Source organism: Leptotrichia sp. oral taxon 847, assembly GCF_001553645.1.
Classification (GTDB): Bacteria; Fusobacteriota; Fusobacteriia; order Fusobacteriales; family Leptotrichiaceae; genus Leptotrichia.
In genome coordinates this window covers 743,848-756,669 of record NZ_CP014231.1, presented here as the reverse complement: position 1 = coordinate 756,669, position 12,822 = coordinate 743,848, and the positions used below count along the sequence as shown (strand labels likewise).

The following is a 12,822-nucleotide window of genomic DNA, read 5'->3' as shown; positions in this document are numbered from 1 at the left end:
AATTATGGCGAATTATGTATTAACATTAGCTTTAAAAACTGAACTATGGCAAGAACATATTTTAGAAAAGAGACTAAACATAGCCAGAATGATATATAATTCTTGCCTTAGTGAAATTCTTAAAAGACATAGAAAAATGATAAATTCTTCTGAATATAAAGAAATTAAGAAATTAGATAAAAAAGAACAATCTAAAAAATATAAAGAACTTAAGAAAAAATATCTAATATCTAAATTTGAATTAAATAAATTTGTAAAAGCTATGACTCAAAAATTTAAAAAAAATATAGGTTCACAAATGGGACAAGAATTAGCTGAAAGAGCTTTTGCGACTTATGAAAAATTTAAGTATGGTAAAGCTAAAAAAGTATATTTTAAAAGTTATGGAAATTTCTACTCAGTTAGAGAAAAAGGTAATATTACAGGACTTAGATTTTTTAAAGAAGATTGTTGCATATCTTGGTTAGGCTTAAAGATTCCTGTAATAATAAAAAATAATGATAAATATGCACAAAGTTGTTTTTTAGATAAGTTATTGTATTGTAGATTACTTAAGAGGGTTGTAAATGGAAAAAATAAATACTACGTTCAAATAACTTTTGAGGGGACACCTCCTAAAAAACATAAAGTCGGTGGAGAAAATGAAATTGGAATTGATATAGGAACTTCAACAATAGCAATCGTTAGTGATAATAAAGTAGAATTAAAGATTTTAGCTGAAAATATAGAAATAAATGAAAAAGAAAAAACAAGGCTACAAAGAAAACTAGATAGACAGAGAAGAGCAAACAATCCTAATAAATACAATGCTGATGGTACTATTAATATAGAAAATAAAGAAAAATGGAAAAAGAGCAAATCATATGTAAAAACAAAGTTAAAACTTTCAAATTTACAGAGAAAAATCGCAGAGAAAAGGGAACAATCTCATAATATTTTAGCGAATAGTATACTAGAAATTGGAACAATAGTAAAAGTTGAAAATATGAGTTTTAAAGGTTTACAGAGAAGAAGCAAGAAAACTGAAATATCTGAAAAGACTGGAAAATTTAAAAAGAAAAAGAGATTTGGAAAATCTTTATCAAATAGAGCACCTGCATTATTAATTGAAATAATAAATAGAAAATTAGAATATATTGGAAAAAATATAATAAAAATTGATACTTTTAAAGTAAAAGCTAGTCAACTAAATCATAGTACAAATGAATATGAAAAGAAAAGTCTATCAAAAAGATGGGTAGAAATATTAGGAAATAAAATACAAAGAGATTTGTATTCTGCATTTTTAATAAAGAATGTAAAAGAAAATTTAGAAGAAGTAAATATAGAAAAAGCACAAAAAGAATTTAAAAATTTTGTTAAATTGCATAAAGAAGAAATTGAAAGAATAAAAAAAGGAAATGTAAAAACATTAAAATGTATGGGATTTTAAAATAAAAACTGGTTTTGAACCAAGCCAACAGGATGTAAATATTCTCAACGGAGAGTTTGTCCATTAAAGTCTTAAGGAAATTAGCTAGTATTTGAATATTAGATATTCAAAAGAAACTAAATAGTACTTAAGAACCTCACAACTTCAGTCATGAGAGGTTCAGACTAAATAAGTATTTAGAAATTTAACAATTGTAAAAATAGTTATTAATTGTAAAAAAGGAGTTCAAAATGAAAAAAGGTAAAAAAATAATTTTAGCAATTTTGTTAGTAATGTGTGTAAATTCTGTTGGAAATGCAAAAGTAAAACAAAGAAGATTTAAAAATGGCAAAAAAACTACGATTAAGTTGAAAAATATAAAAAGCAGTTCGAAAGAGCTGAATAGTCAAGAATATGCGAAAGTCTTGGAAAATTTTATGAAAAAAGCTCAAAAATATCTTGAAACTGGAGATAAGATACGACTTGTGGATGATTATATAAATGATATTGAAAACGCTAAAGTTTCTAAAAAGGCACTAAAAGATAATTATGATGCTGATAAAAACGCTTTTGGAATGGTTGAAGTTGCAATATTTTTGAGAAGCTCATATTCAAATGGAGAAAAAGCTAAGAGATTGACAGATGTAGATTATGAAAAAATGCGAAAAAAATTTGTGAATACAAATAAATTTAAACAACTGGAAGGATATGTAAATATACAGCCAGTACAACCAATACAAACTAAATAATTTAAAAAAACTCAGATAAATTGACTAAAATAAAACTATCTGGGTTTTATTTTTTTTTAAAATTTAAAAAATGTAGCTGTTATCATAAGCTGTTTTAATTTTAGTAACTTTTTATTAAGAAAATATTAAGATTGAACAAAATATTTAGAGGTGATGTCTTGTCAAATCAAGTGCAACAAAAAAAATAAACATGAAAATATGAAAAAAATCTTGACTTTTCTATTTATGTACTGTATTATGTACATAGGTAAAAGGAGTGATTTTTATGACAAATACAAATGCAACTAATTTGAGAAAAAATTTATTTTCTTATTTAGAATCAGCGATTGACTATAATGATGTTATTAACGTGAATACAAAAAAAGGAAATGCGATTATTATTAGTGAAGCTGAATATAACGGTTTATTAGAAACTTTATACTTATTATCGGATCCAAATATGAAAGAAAAGATTGAAACTGCAAAGAATGCTACTGATGAAGATTATGAGGTTTTTGAATGGTAGAAGAATATAAGATTTATATTTTAAAGAAAGCTAATAAAGACAAGGAGAAAATAAAACAATTTCCAGCATTAAAAAATAATGTAGATAAATTGATAAATCTTCTAAAGAGAAATCCTTTTCAGACGCCACCATCTTATGAAATTTTAACGAAAGATTTGAGGGGATATTATTCAAGAAGAATTAATAAGCAACATCGACTTGTATATGAAGTTATTGAGGAAGAAAAAAGAATAAATATTATCAGTATGTGGACACATTATGAATTTTAATGGATTAAATAAGGATTAGTTTTTGTATAAAGTGAAAGCTAATCTTTTTAAATTTTTATATTTATTTACCTAAGTTATAACTGATAAAATTGTAGAAAAAAATATTTTTGTAAGATATAACTAATAAAAATGTTGATTTTCGATTTTTTGTAAGTTATAATTGAAAAGAGGTGATAAGATGTTAAAAAGAGATGAATATATAAAAAAAATAGTACCTTTTATTGATAAAGATGTGATAAAAGTTTTGACAGGAATAAGAAGAAGTGGAAAATCAGTTATGTTAAAACTTTTAATGGAGGAATTGAAAAATAGAGGAATAAATGAAAATCAGTTTATTCATATTAATTTTGAAAATTTGAAATATAGAAATCTAAAAAATTATGAGAAATTGTATGATTTTATTTTAAATAAGGTTGATGATAAATATAAGAGTTACTATATTTTTTTAGATGAGATTCAAGAAGTGGAAGAATGGGAAAGTTGTGTGAACTCTTTGAGGGTAGATGAAGAGTTTAGATTTGATATTTATATTACAGGCTCAAATGCTAAGCTGCTTTCAGGAGAACTTTCAACATATCTGGCTGGGAGGTATATTGAGTTTGTTGTGTATCCGTTTTCATTTAAAGAGTTTTTTAAAATTATACAGGAGAAAAATCAAGAAATAAAAGTAAAAGAAGCATTTCAAAAATATATAAAATTTGGAGGAATGCCGTTTCTTCATAATTTGGATTATAATTATGAAGCAAGTATGCAGTATTTACAGGATTTATATGCTTCTATTATATTAAAAGATATTACGCAGAGAAATAATATTAGAGATACAGATTTGCTAGAAAGAATACTAAATTATATTGTTATGAATATTGGAAATACATTTTCAGCGACATCAATTTCTAAATTTTTTAAAAGTGAAAATAGAAAAGTGGCAACAGAAACAATACTGAACTATATAAAGGCATATGAAGAGGCATTTTTAATTTATAGAGTTGCTAGAAATGATTTATTAGGAAAAAAGATACTGAATGTGAATGAAAAATATTATATAGCTGATCATGGGATAAGAGAAGCTATAATGGAAAATAATCAGAAAAATATAAATCAAGTGCTGGAAAATATTGTGTATTTTGAAATGCTGAGAAGAGGATATAATGTAAAAATTGGAAAGGTAGATAATCTTGAAATAGATTTTGTCTGTAAAAAAAATGATAAAATAATATATATTCAAGTAAGTTATTTATTAGCCTCAGAAGATACAAAAGAAAAAGAATTTTCAGTTTTAGAAAACATTAAAGACAATTATCCAAAATATGTGCTGTCGATGGATGAATTTGATATGTCAAGAAATGGGATAAAGCATGTAAACTTAATAGAATTTTTAACAAAAGAAGATAGCTAAAAAAATGAATAATTGAAAAGAACAACACTGATTAAAAATAATATTTTTCAGCATTTTCTGCTATATAAAATAATGTTGCTAAAACCCAAAAAAGCCGATATAATATAATAGAAAAACAAAAAAATAACAGAATGGGAATAATGGAAATAAACAAATTTATCGATCATACAATTTTGAAAGCGATTACTGTGAGAAAAGATGTGAAAAAATTCTGTGAAGAGGCTAAGAAGTATAGATTTTATTCTGTTTACGTAAATGAGGTATGTTGGTTAAGGCAAGTGGTGGAGTAAAAGACTTTGAAGCTGCGAAAAAATATATTGAATTGGGTGCTGAAAGATTGGGAACAAGTTCTGGAATTGCGATTGTGACTGGGCTAAAAGTAAAGGTTCTGGATATTAAATATTTGTATTTTTTTAATAAAAAAGAGGTGGGAAAGATGAAATTTAAAAATTATTTATTTTTTGTATTTTTGCTATTAATTTCTGTAATTAGTTTTGGGAAAAATACAAATGCTCAAGAAATTTTATTGACTGATAACGGTGTAATTTTGAATTTAAGAGGAATTTTTAAGATGGATTGGGATAAAAGTGATCCAGAGGTGCCTTGCTCGGGTACTGGGTATGGTGAGATGCTGTTTTATCCTGAAAATAGGGATATTGTGAATGGGAAGCCACTGGTTTTAAGACTTAGAGATTTTGACTATAATAATCCAGATGTGAATGTGGATTATGAAAAGGAAGCAGCTAAGGATGAGAAAATTATAACTGAAACATTGAAGAAAAGTTTTCCAGAAGAGTACAAAAAAATGCAAAAAATTCGTAAAGGAGAATTTGAAGTTCCAGCGACAGTCAAGATAAAAAAGGTTTTGCCGTATACGGAATGTGATTTTACGACTGTTTACGCTTATGCTACAGAATTAAAGAGAGTTGATGGTGCAAAATCGAAAATTACTGAAATAAAAACGAAAAAATCGAAGGATTCTGAAGAAGAGTTTGCAGATCCTAATGAGCCTTTTGATTTGAAAAAATATAAAGTGAGTTCAAAGGATGGATATGCGAATTTGCGTGAAAAACCGACAACAGACTCAAAAATTATTTCAAAAATGGACAACGGAACTATTGTAAAATATATTACAAAATCTGGCGACTGGTATTATATTTTTGATGTTGAGTATCCTGATGAGAGTAATAAACTCTCAAAAACAAAGGAATATAGAGGTTTTATTCATAAAAGCCAGTTGAAAAAATATGTTGATTAAAAGTTTTAAAATACAGAAATTTGAGAATACAAAAGAATAAAGGAAGTAAAAGAATGACTTTTGAAGAAATAGAGAAATTTTATCAAAAAGATACTGTTGCAATAGCAAAGGAGTTACTTGGGAAAATTTTGATTTCAAAGAATGAAAATGAGATATTTGCTGGATATATTGTTGAAACGGAGGCGTATTTGGGTGAATTTGACAGAGCGGCTCACGGTTACGCGAAAAAACGGACTCCAAAAGTAGAAGCGTTGTTTGAAAAGGCTGGAACTGTCTATATTCACTCGATACACTCTCATAAAATGTTAAATATTGTAACTTGTGAGGAAGGAAATCCGCAAAGTGTGTTAATTAGAGCAATAGAGCCAATTTTGAATGTCGAAAGAATGGAAGAAAATCGTGGAAAAAGTGGAATTTTAGTGAGTAATGGTCCAGGAAAATTTACAAAGGCGTTTGGGATTGACGATAGATTTTATAAGACGGAAATTCAGATTATTGAGAAAAATATGTTTGAAATTGAAAATTTTTCTGAAAAATTAGAAAATGAAAATTTTGGAATTAAATATGACATTTCTAAAATAAATGAAAAATATTTGTATCTTGATTTTGAAAATGCTAAAATTCCTAAGAAAATAGGTACTTCTGCGAGAATTGGAGTCCCGAATAAAGGTGTTTGGACTGAGAAAAAATTGAGGTTTTTTGTAGACGGGAATAGGTTTGTTTCGGGGATAAGGAAAGCGGATATGAAAGATGATGTTTGGGAGTGAGATTTTTTATTGTAATTTTTGTTTGAAAAGAAATTTATAAAATTTTGAGTTTGAATCGAAAGGAGAATATGTGAAGAAAAATATCTTGAAAATATTGTTATTTCTAGTTTTATCAAATGTGGAATTTGGGGATGTTGCACAAATTATAGGAGAATATTATTCGATAGATAAAGGTAAGGTTTATTATGAAAGTAAAATTTTAAAAGGGGCAAATCCAAAAACTGCTGAGTTGATAGGAGATAATCTTTTGAAAGATGATAAGAATGTTTATTATATGGGTGAAAAAATAAAAAATTAAAAATTAAAAATTTTGAGAAATTGGGATGGAATTATTGGAGAAATGAGAATAAAATTTATTATCGGGATAAAAAAATAGAAAATGCTGATATTATGAGTTTTAAAGTTTTAAATGAAGATTATGCAAAGGATAAAAATCATGTTTATAGCGGGAATGAAGTAATAGATCCTTCTCCATTATTAGGAAAAATTAAAAATCCTGAAACATTTGAATTTTTGCCAAATGGAATAATATATGCTACATTATATGGAAAAGATAAATACAATGTATATTATATAAAAAATGAACCAATAAGATGTTTTTATTCATGTTATACTATTAAAGAAATAAATGGAATTAATAAAGATAAAGTAGAAGTTTTGAATGACTGGTTTATAAAAGATGATAAAAATATTTATTTTAAGGGAAAAATTTTAGAAGGTGCGGATTATAATACATTTGAAGTGCTTCCTAATGGAGATGGGAAAGATAAAAATCGAAGTTATGAAAATTTGACTGAAGATGAATGGGGATGGATTAATTAATAATAAATCAATTGTTTACACAGAAAAAATAAAAAAATAGAATTTAGACTTATAACATACAATATTTTCGGGGCAAGACTCACTAATGGAAGGGAACTTGCTCGGAGCTTAAAAAAGTATAATCCAGATTTTATCGGACTTCAGGAAGTCGATAGAAATACAAAAAGAAGTAAATTTCGGAATGTTGTACAGGAAATGGCACAAGAATTGGGTTATCATTATCATTATTTTCAGAAAACGATGTATTTTGATAAAGGTGAGTTTGGAATTGCGTTTATTTCAAAGTATGATGTGAAAAATATTTACATTCATCAGCTACCTGGAAAAAGCAAGGAAAAAAGGCAAGTTTTGGCGGCTAGATTAAATACTTCAAAATTTAAAAAGAAAATTTTAGTTGTAAATACACATCTTGATAACAGTTTGGACAATAAAACTGAGGAATTGGCTGATTTGTTTGCTGCAATTGAGGAATTTAAGGGCGATGTGAAGTTTTTGTGTGGAGATTTTAATCTTTTGCCAACGACAGAATATTATGCGAAAATTAGGAAAGATTGGAATGACAGCTATTTTGAGGGTAAAGATTTGGAAAATAAGAAAAATTCTGAAAATAGGGAGCTTGAAACATCTAGAATTGATTATGTAATGGTCAAAAAGGGGACGGATTACAAAGTAAAAAAGAGTTTTTATATTAATGATGATTCGAGGGATTGGACGAAATTGTCGGATCATTTGCCGTATATGGCGGTTTTTGAGGTGGAATAAATTTATTGGAAATGATTTTGAAATTTTTTGAATTAGGGCATGTCTTAAAACTCTCAAAATGATGAATTTTTAACAAATTTTTCTAAATTCAAAAATAATAAATACTGATTTTATCGTACTTTGTACAATTTCTAAAATCAAAAAATATTAAAAATAACATAGATTTTGAGTTTTCAGACACAGCTTAATCTTTATACCCCTATTTAAATTTTAAAAAACTTTTTATTTTAAATCAGAAGGGAGTTTTTGGTCAGTGTAGAAAAATTTCGAAGATTAATAGGGGCATGGCGAGAATATCCCTGCTAAAAAAAATCAAAAAATATATTTATTTTAATTCTAATAATTTTATGATATTCTCTCCAAGTATTTTATCTGATATTTTTTTAGATGGGCTTAAATATTCTATTGCTTGTTTATTTAAAAATGAATCACCGTAAGGAGCGTCAGAACTAAATAGACATTTTTCAGGAACTTCTGTTATTATCATTTTTAATGCGAGTGTAGAAAAAGCAGCGGATAAATCAATGTAGGCATTTGGCGTATTTTTTACAAAATCTGTTACTTCCATCCAGTTATAACCTCCCATATGCCCAAAAATTACTGGTGTTTTGGAATATTTTCTTGTGAGATTTTCGAGAATTTTTATACCGTTTAGAGTGACTGGATTAAAAGTGTGAACCCATATGGGAAAGTTTTCATATTGTTTTAGTGCTTTAAAAATTGTTTCTAATTGGCTTACTTGTTCATCATTTCCAGGTGTAAATTCGCCAATGCCTTTTAATCCATTGTCAATAATATATTGTTTTATCCAAATTTGAGTTTCTTCAAGGGATAATCCAAGTGGAACTGTTCCAAAGCCATAAAATTTATCAGGATAATTATTTATCACTTTCATTAAATCAGAAATATCCTTTTTAAATCTTTTTTTATTATTTTCAAGAGAATTTTCTCCACCTAAAATTTTAAATAAAATTGACATCTCATTTTTAAATTCAGTCAATGTTTTAGCTTTTTCAGGATGTGGAGTCGTTGTAAAAAGTATTGCCTTGTCGACTCCTGCTTTATTCATTTGTTCAATTTGTAATTCTGTTGGCAACATTAAATGTTCGTGGCTATCTATTATCATGTCGTCTCATCCTTTCATATTTTTATTATTTTTGATATAATAAAGTATAACATACCTCTTGTAATCAATACAAGTACGCACATTTTTGATATAAAGTATCTTTTTTGATACTTTATTAAAGGAAGGAAAAATATGTCAAAAACAGAAGCAGTTTCAAACGCTTGTCCAATGGAGTTAGGAATAAACATACTCAGTGGAAAATGGAAATTAAGGATTTTATGGAATTTGTATATTAAAAAAGTAGTCAGATTTAATGAATTGCAAAGAAACCTGGGAAATATTACTACGAAAACTTTGACAGAGCAATTGAGAGAACTTGAAGATAAAAGAATGATAAAAAGAACTATTTATCCTGAAATTCCTCCAAAAGTTGAATATTCTCTGACTGAAATAGGCAGTTCTATTGAGCCTGTATTAAAAACTTTATGCGATTGGGGAAATGAATATTTGGAATTGATTGATAATAATACTATAAATAAGGTTTAAAAATAAGTTATGCGGAAACAAAATTTTCAAGTAAGAAATATTTTCTATCATAATAGAGTTGTTAAAGCTATTATTTAATGAAATAAAGGTGTTTGTATGGCTTTTAATAAATTTAAAAATGATAAAGTATCGTTGTAATTTTTGCAATATATTTGCATTTTTCGTTGTAAAAAGTGTGTGATAAGAACATTTTTTCGTTGTAATTTTTGTTGATGGAAGAAAAATATTGTCTTGAAATACCAGCAAGAATATCAATGAATGATTATAAAAAAGAAGAATAGTTGTTAAATTTACTATTGTATATAATAGAAAAAATTAGAAATATTGTGAAAAAAGAAAAAAAAGACTTAAAAATGACTGATATTTTGACTGATAAAATGACTGATAAAGAGCTACGAAGACTGAAAATACTGGAAGTGTATTTTGAGAAAAATAATTATATTGACAATAGTGAGGCTTAAAAAATTTTGAATGTTTCGGATTCTACGGCAAGAAGATTTTTGAATAAACTTGTGAAAAATGGGATTTTGGAGGCGATTGGAGAGAAGAAAGGGAGAAAGTATAGGAAGAAATAAAATTTAAATTTTTAAATATTTAAGAATTATAAAAAATTATGATAATTCAAGAATAAATTAATATAAACAGGATGAGATAAAATGGATGTAAGTATAATTACTTGGGATGAAAATTATTATGATAGTTGTTACGAGGATTATCTTCAAATTATGAAAAATAATGAAATTGTTTATTATGGATATTGGTATGAATTAATTTCTTATAATGAAGAAGTACGATATAAGTTTGTGTTTGAATTTAATTATGGAGATATAAAAAATAAATGTGATACAGGTATAGTAAAATTTGAGAATAATTTTTTGATGGTTCCATATCGAGAAAAAATTTATCAGTACGATTATAAATATTTACCTTTAAAATTTACTGAACAGCAGTTATTGAGGTTGATGTCTAAAGAAGAAATAAGTTTAATAGATGAAATTTCTTGTTTAGATATTTTGTTACAGTGGTTAGGATTGAGTAATTTTAAAGGATATTTTGATACATTTGAAGAATATAAAAAACAATTATTTTATGATATATATTTTGTTGATATAGATAAATTAGATGATAATATTGAAAATTTTTTTAAAGAAATATCGGAATTAAAAAATAGAGAAATAGTAACAATTTTAAAAAATGATTTTGAAATTGTTATGGTTTATTTGAATACAGGGAAAATTTGGGAAGCATTTTTGAAAAAGGATGATAAAATATATTTGAATACAGAACTAGATGTAAGCATAGATGTAACAGATATTGCAGAGAAATATTATAAAAAATCTTAAAATTAATTGTTTTTAAAATAGATAAAAAAGTAATAATTAATTATGAAAATACAAATTTTAATAGTGTAAAATTTAATTTTTATTATTTTCAAAATAATGTAATGCCTAAAAATTATAAAAAATATGATAAATAAAATTATAAAGTACGTATTTATATGAATATTACACATATTTATATATTCTATTAAAAATAATGATTTATAGGAATGAACATTTATCATACATGGCGGTTTTGGAGATTGGTTAAAAATAAAATGAAGAAAAGAAGGAGAAATTTATGAAATATGTAGCAGTTGATGAGCAAGATTACAAAGGGTTTGAGGAATATATTGAAAGTTTGAAAAAAAGTGGAATGGAACTTTCAGAAGAAGAAATACAGGAAATAAAGAATGATATTAACAATCAAGTAGCCTTTTGCCTAATGAATAATGATAAAAAATTTGATGAAATTTTTGAAAAAGTATCTGAGATTAATGAAGAAGCTTATTTAAACGGCTATGGATGGGCGGCTTTAATTGAAAGTTATTTGGAGACTAATTATCCGGAACTTTATGAAAATTATGATTCTGATCCTGAAGCAGGTGGATATGTCGGACGTTATATTGGTAATACTGAGGAAAACTGGGAAAAAATACGGAAAGTGGCTGAAATAGTTGAGGATTTGATTGAAAATGAAGATAAAATTTATAAGTATATTGAGGAAAACGGAGATGATATTTTCTGGGATTCATTCTAGGTAAGAATAGAAATGAGGGAAAATGAAGATAGCGTTTAATGTAAATGATAATGGCGAAATTGAGGACTTTGAAGTTAATTGGCTTGGGAAAAAAGTGCATGTATCAATGGAAGAAGCTGAAATTTATAATAAGGAATTGGAAAAACAGATGTCTCTTATTCTTGATAATGTAAAAGAATGGGATGTCAAAATAAAAAATAGCATTGTAAAAAAATATTTAGGTATGGCGAACAGCCGTTTAAAAGAGAATAAATTGTCTGTTCCATTGGAGAAGGTTATTCAAAAATTGGAAAATAGCTTAACTAAATACGATGTAGAAAATGCTAGAAATGGAATTATTACAGAAAACTTTTTCTTTCAAAATTTAATAATTGATGAAATAATGCCATATTCTATTAGTCAATTTAGTGTGTGGGCTTATGATGAAGTATTTTTTGATGGATATATGTTTATAACTGATGCTGAGATTTATGAGAAAGTTGTTTTTGACGATTTGACAAATATTTATAAAAAATCATAATTTTGAAAAGGAATTATCACAATGAAGAATAGAGATTACATTGAAGGGTTTATTGAAGGTGTCTCAGTGTGTTGGAATAATGGGATGAAGGTTTGTCCTGAATATACGGCAATATATATTGATACATTTTTTATTGATAATGATAAAAATAATGATTTGAATGAAATAATAAAGAAAAAATTATTGCAATATTATGAAAGTGGTTCATCTGAGAAAAAAGATGATAATATTAGAAAAAAATTGGAAAAATTGAATATTGTTTTCAAAAAAAATAGAAAATACGAAAAGCTGATAAAACAAAATGAAACAAAAACTGGTTACGATAAAATTTCTGAATTTATTAAATTGCAAACAGAATTTACTGTTGAGGAAATAATTGAAAATTTAGAAAATAAAGCAGATAAAAAGGAACAATACTGGAATGTAAGACATTTTTTTTATCAAATAACACATTGGTTTGGTGAGCCTGTAAATTTTTATGTAGCGATAAAGAAATATGAAGCTATTTTAAGTGAATTTTATGCATACAATGTTTTTTCAGCAGGAATAATACGGTATAAAGAATATTTATTAATGATTGTTTATGGCTCTGATGAATAAAAAAAATCTTAAAATTAATTGCTTTTAAAACAGATAAAAGATATAATTAAATAAAAAAGAAAGGAAGATAAG

At 26.1% G+C, this 12,822-nt stretch carries 18 protein-coding genes; 17 read left to right on the top strand and 1 reads right to left on the bottom strand.

Features of this window, described 5'->3' with window-relative positions:
- Positions 1-4 precede the first annotated feature (4 nt).
- From AXF11_RS03415 to AXF11_RS03375, 10 genes are all read left to right on the top strand, one after another.
- Positions 5-1,432, top strand: a complete 1,428-nt coding sequence (locus AXF11_RS03415; RefSeq protein ID WP_068154935.1) for an RNA-guided endonuclease TnpB family protein — start codon at positions 5-7, stop codon at positions 1,430-1,432.
- Between the two features lie 230 nt (positions 1,433-1,662).
- A complete protein-coding gene (locus tag AXF11_RS03410; RefSeq protein ID WP_068154933.1) occupies positions 1,663-2,160 on the top strand; it encodes a hypothetical protein in 498 nt (165 codons plus the stop codon).
- A gap of 265 nt (positions 2,161-2,425) precedes the next feature.
- A complete protein-coding gene (locus AXF11_RS03405) occupies positions 2,426-2,665 on the top strand; it encodes a type II toxin-antitoxin system Phd/YefM family antitoxin (RefSeq protein WP_036099819.1) in 240 nt (79 codons plus the stop codon).
- Positions 2,659-2,934 carry a Txe/YoeB family addiction module toxin gene (locus AXF11_RS03400; RefSeq protein ID WP_068154932.1) on the top strand — a complete coding sequence of 92 codons (276 nt, stop codon included), beginning with the start codon at positions 2,659-2,661 and terminating at the stop codon, positions 2,932-2,934. The genes AXF11_RS03405 and AXF11_RS03400 overlap by 7 nt, the downstream gene beginning before the upstream one ends.
- A gap of 178 nt (positions 2,935-3,112) precedes the next feature.
- Positions 3,113-4,330, top strand: coding sequence for an ATP-binding protein (locus tag AXF11_RS03395; protein WP_068154929.1), 1,218 nt, complete (start codon positions 3,113-3,115; stop codon positions 4,328-4,330).
- A gap of 262 nt (positions 4,331-4,592) precedes the next feature.
- Entirely contained in the window at positions 4,593-5,588 is a 996-nt protein-coding gene (locus AXF11_RS03390) for an SH3 domain-containing protein (RefSeq protein WP_231724760.1), read from the top strand.
- 53 nt (positions 5,589-5,641) lie between these two features.
- Positions 5,642-6,355 carry a DNA-3-methyladenine glycosylase gene (locus AXF11_RS03385; protein ID WP_068154927.1) on the top strand — a complete coding sequence of 238 codons (714 nt, stop codon included), beginning with the start codon at positions 5,642-5,644 and terminating at the stop codon, positions 6,353-6,355.
- Between the two features lie 70 nt (positions 6,356-6,425).
- Entirely contained in the window at positions 6,426-6,653 is a 228-nt protein-coding gene (locus AXF11_RS10820; protein ID WP_231724759.1) for a DKNYY domain-containing protein, read from the top strand.
- A 20-nt stretch (positions 6,654-6,673) separates the two neighbouring features.
- Positions 6,674-7,177 carry a DKNYY domain-containing protein gene (locus AXF11_RS03380; protein ID WP_231724758.1) on the top strand — a complete coding sequence of 168 codons (504 nt, stop codon included), beginning with the start codon at positions 6,674-6,676 and terminating at the stop codon, positions 7,175-7,177.
- A gap of 6 nt (positions 7,178-7,183) precedes the next feature.
- A complete protein-coding gene (locus AXF11_RS03375) occupies positions 7,184-7,939 on the top strand; it encodes an endonuclease/exonuclease/phosphatase family protein (RefSeq protein WP_335338997.1) in 756 nt (251 codons plus the stop codon).
- Between the two features lie 325 nt (positions 7,940-8,264).
- Here the strand turns inward: AXF11_RS03375 and AXF11_RS03370 are convergent, their stop codons facing one another.
- The gene (locus AXF11_RS03370) at positions 8,265-9,065 is read right to left on the bottom strand and encodes an amidohydrolase family protein (RefSeq protein ID WP_068154923.1); all 801 of its coding nucleotides are present in this window, start codon (positions 9,063-9,065) and stop codon (positions 8,265-8,267) included.
- Positions 9,066-9,197: 132 nt separating this feature from the next.
- On the opposite strand from AXF11_RS03370, the gene AXF11_RS03365 reads away from it, so the two are divergent.
- The 7 genes from AXF11_RS03365 to AXF11_RS03340 all read left to right on the top strand — a co-directional run bounded on the left by AXF11_RS03365 (position 9,198) and on the right by AXF11_RS03340 (position 12,750).
- Entirely contained in the window at positions 9,198-9,551 is a 354-nt protein-coding gene (locus tag AXF11_RS03365) for a winged helix-turn-helix transcriptional regulator (protein WP_068154920.1), read from the top strand.
- Positions 9,552-9,832: 281 nt separating this feature from the next.
- The gene (locus AXF11_RS10400) at positions 9,833-10,012 is read left to right on the top strand and encodes a hypothetical protein (RefSeq protein ID WP_082729372.1); all 180 of its coding nucleotides are present in this window, start codon (positions 9,833-9,835) and stop codon (positions 10,010-10,012) included.
- A 6-nt stretch (positions 10,013-10,018) separates the two neighbouring features.
- Positions 10,019-10,126 carry a huntington interacting protein HYPE gene (locus tag AXF11_RS10395; protein ID WP_082729371.1) on the top strand — a complete coding sequence of 36 codons (108 nt, stop codon included), beginning with the start codon at positions 10,019-10,021 and terminating at the stop codon, positions 10,124-10,126.
- 81 nt (positions 10,127-10,207) lie between these two features.
- Complete coding sequence (locus tag AXF11_RS03355; RefSeq protein WP_060918368.1) at positions 10,208-10,894, top strand: hypothetical protein; 687 nt, start codon at positions 10,208-10,210, stop codon at positions 10,892-10,894.
- Between the two features lie 277 nt (positions 10,895-11,171).
- The gene (locus AXF11_RS03350; protein ID WP_060918367.1) at positions 11,172-11,630 is read left to right on the top strand and encodes an immunity 51 family protein; all 459 of its coding nucleotides are present in this window, start codon (positions 11,172-11,174) and stop codon (positions 11,628-11,630) included.
- A 22-nt stretch (positions 11,631-11,652) separates the two neighbouring features.
- Positions 11,653-12,150, top strand: a complete 498-nt coding sequence (locus AXF11_RS03345) for a hypothetical protein (protein WP_231724757.1) — start codon at positions 11,653-11,655, stop codon at positions 12,148-12,150.
- Positions 12,151-12,171: 21 nt separating this feature from the next.
- Positions 12,172-12,750 (top strand): hypothetical protein, encoded by a 579-nt coding sequence (locus AXF11_RS03340; RefSeq protein WP_068154918.1) that lies wholly within the window; start codon positions 12,172-12,174, stop codon positions 12,748-12,750.
- Positions 12,751-12,822: the final 72 nt, after the last annotated feature.

Coding starts and splice junctions, on each gene's coding strand:
- AXF11_RS03415 (WP_068154935.1), top strand. CDS start 5: ATGGCGAATTATGTATTAACATTAGCTTTAAAAACTGAACTATGGCAA.
- AXF11_RS03410 (WP_068154933.1), top strand. CDS start 1,663: ATGAAAAAAGGTAAAAAAATAATTTTAGCAATTTTGTTAGTAATGTGT.
- AXF11_RS03405 (WP_036099819.1), top strand. CDS start 2,426: ATGACAAATACAAATGCAACTAATTTGAGAAAAAATTTATTTTCTTAT.
- AXF11_RS03400 (WP_068154932.1), top strand. CDS start 2,659: ATGGTAGAAGAATATAAGATTTATATTTTAAAGAAAGCTAATAAAGAC.
- AXF11_RS03395 (WP_068154929.1), top strand. CDS start 3,113: ATGTTAAAAAGAGATGAATATATAAAAAAAATAGTACCTTTTATTGAT.
- AXF11_RS03390 (WP_231724760.1), top strand. CDS start 4,593: ATGTTGGTTAAGGCAAGTGGTGGAGTAAAAGACTTTGAAGCTGCGAAA.
- AXF11_RS03385 (WP_068154927.1), top strand. CDS start 5,642: ATGACTTTTGAAGAAATAGAGAAATTTTATCAAAAAGATACTGTTGCA.
- AXF11_RS03370 (WP_068154923.1), bottom strand. CDS start 9,065: ATGATAATAGATAGCCACGAACATTTAATGTTGCCAACAGAATTACAA.
- AXF11_RS03365 (WP_068154920.1), top strand. CDS start 9,198: ATGTCAAAAACAGAAGCAGTTTCAAACGCTTGTCCAATGGAGTTAGGA.
- AXF11_RS03355 (WP_060918368.1), top strand. CDS start 10,208: ATGGATGTAAGTATAATTACTTGGGATGAAAATTATTATGATAGTTGT.
- AXF11_RS03350 (WP_060918367.1), top strand. CDS start 11,172: ATGAAATATGTAGCAGTTGATGAGCAAGATTACAAAGGGTTTGAGGAA.
- AXF11_RS03345 (WP_231724757.1), top strand. CDS start 11,653: ATGAAGATAGCGTTTAATGTAAATGATAATGGCGAAATTGAGGACTTT.
- AXF11_RS03340 (WP_068154918.1), top strand. CDS start 12,172: ATGAAGAATAGAGATTACATTGAAGGGTTTATTGAAGGTGTCTCAGTG.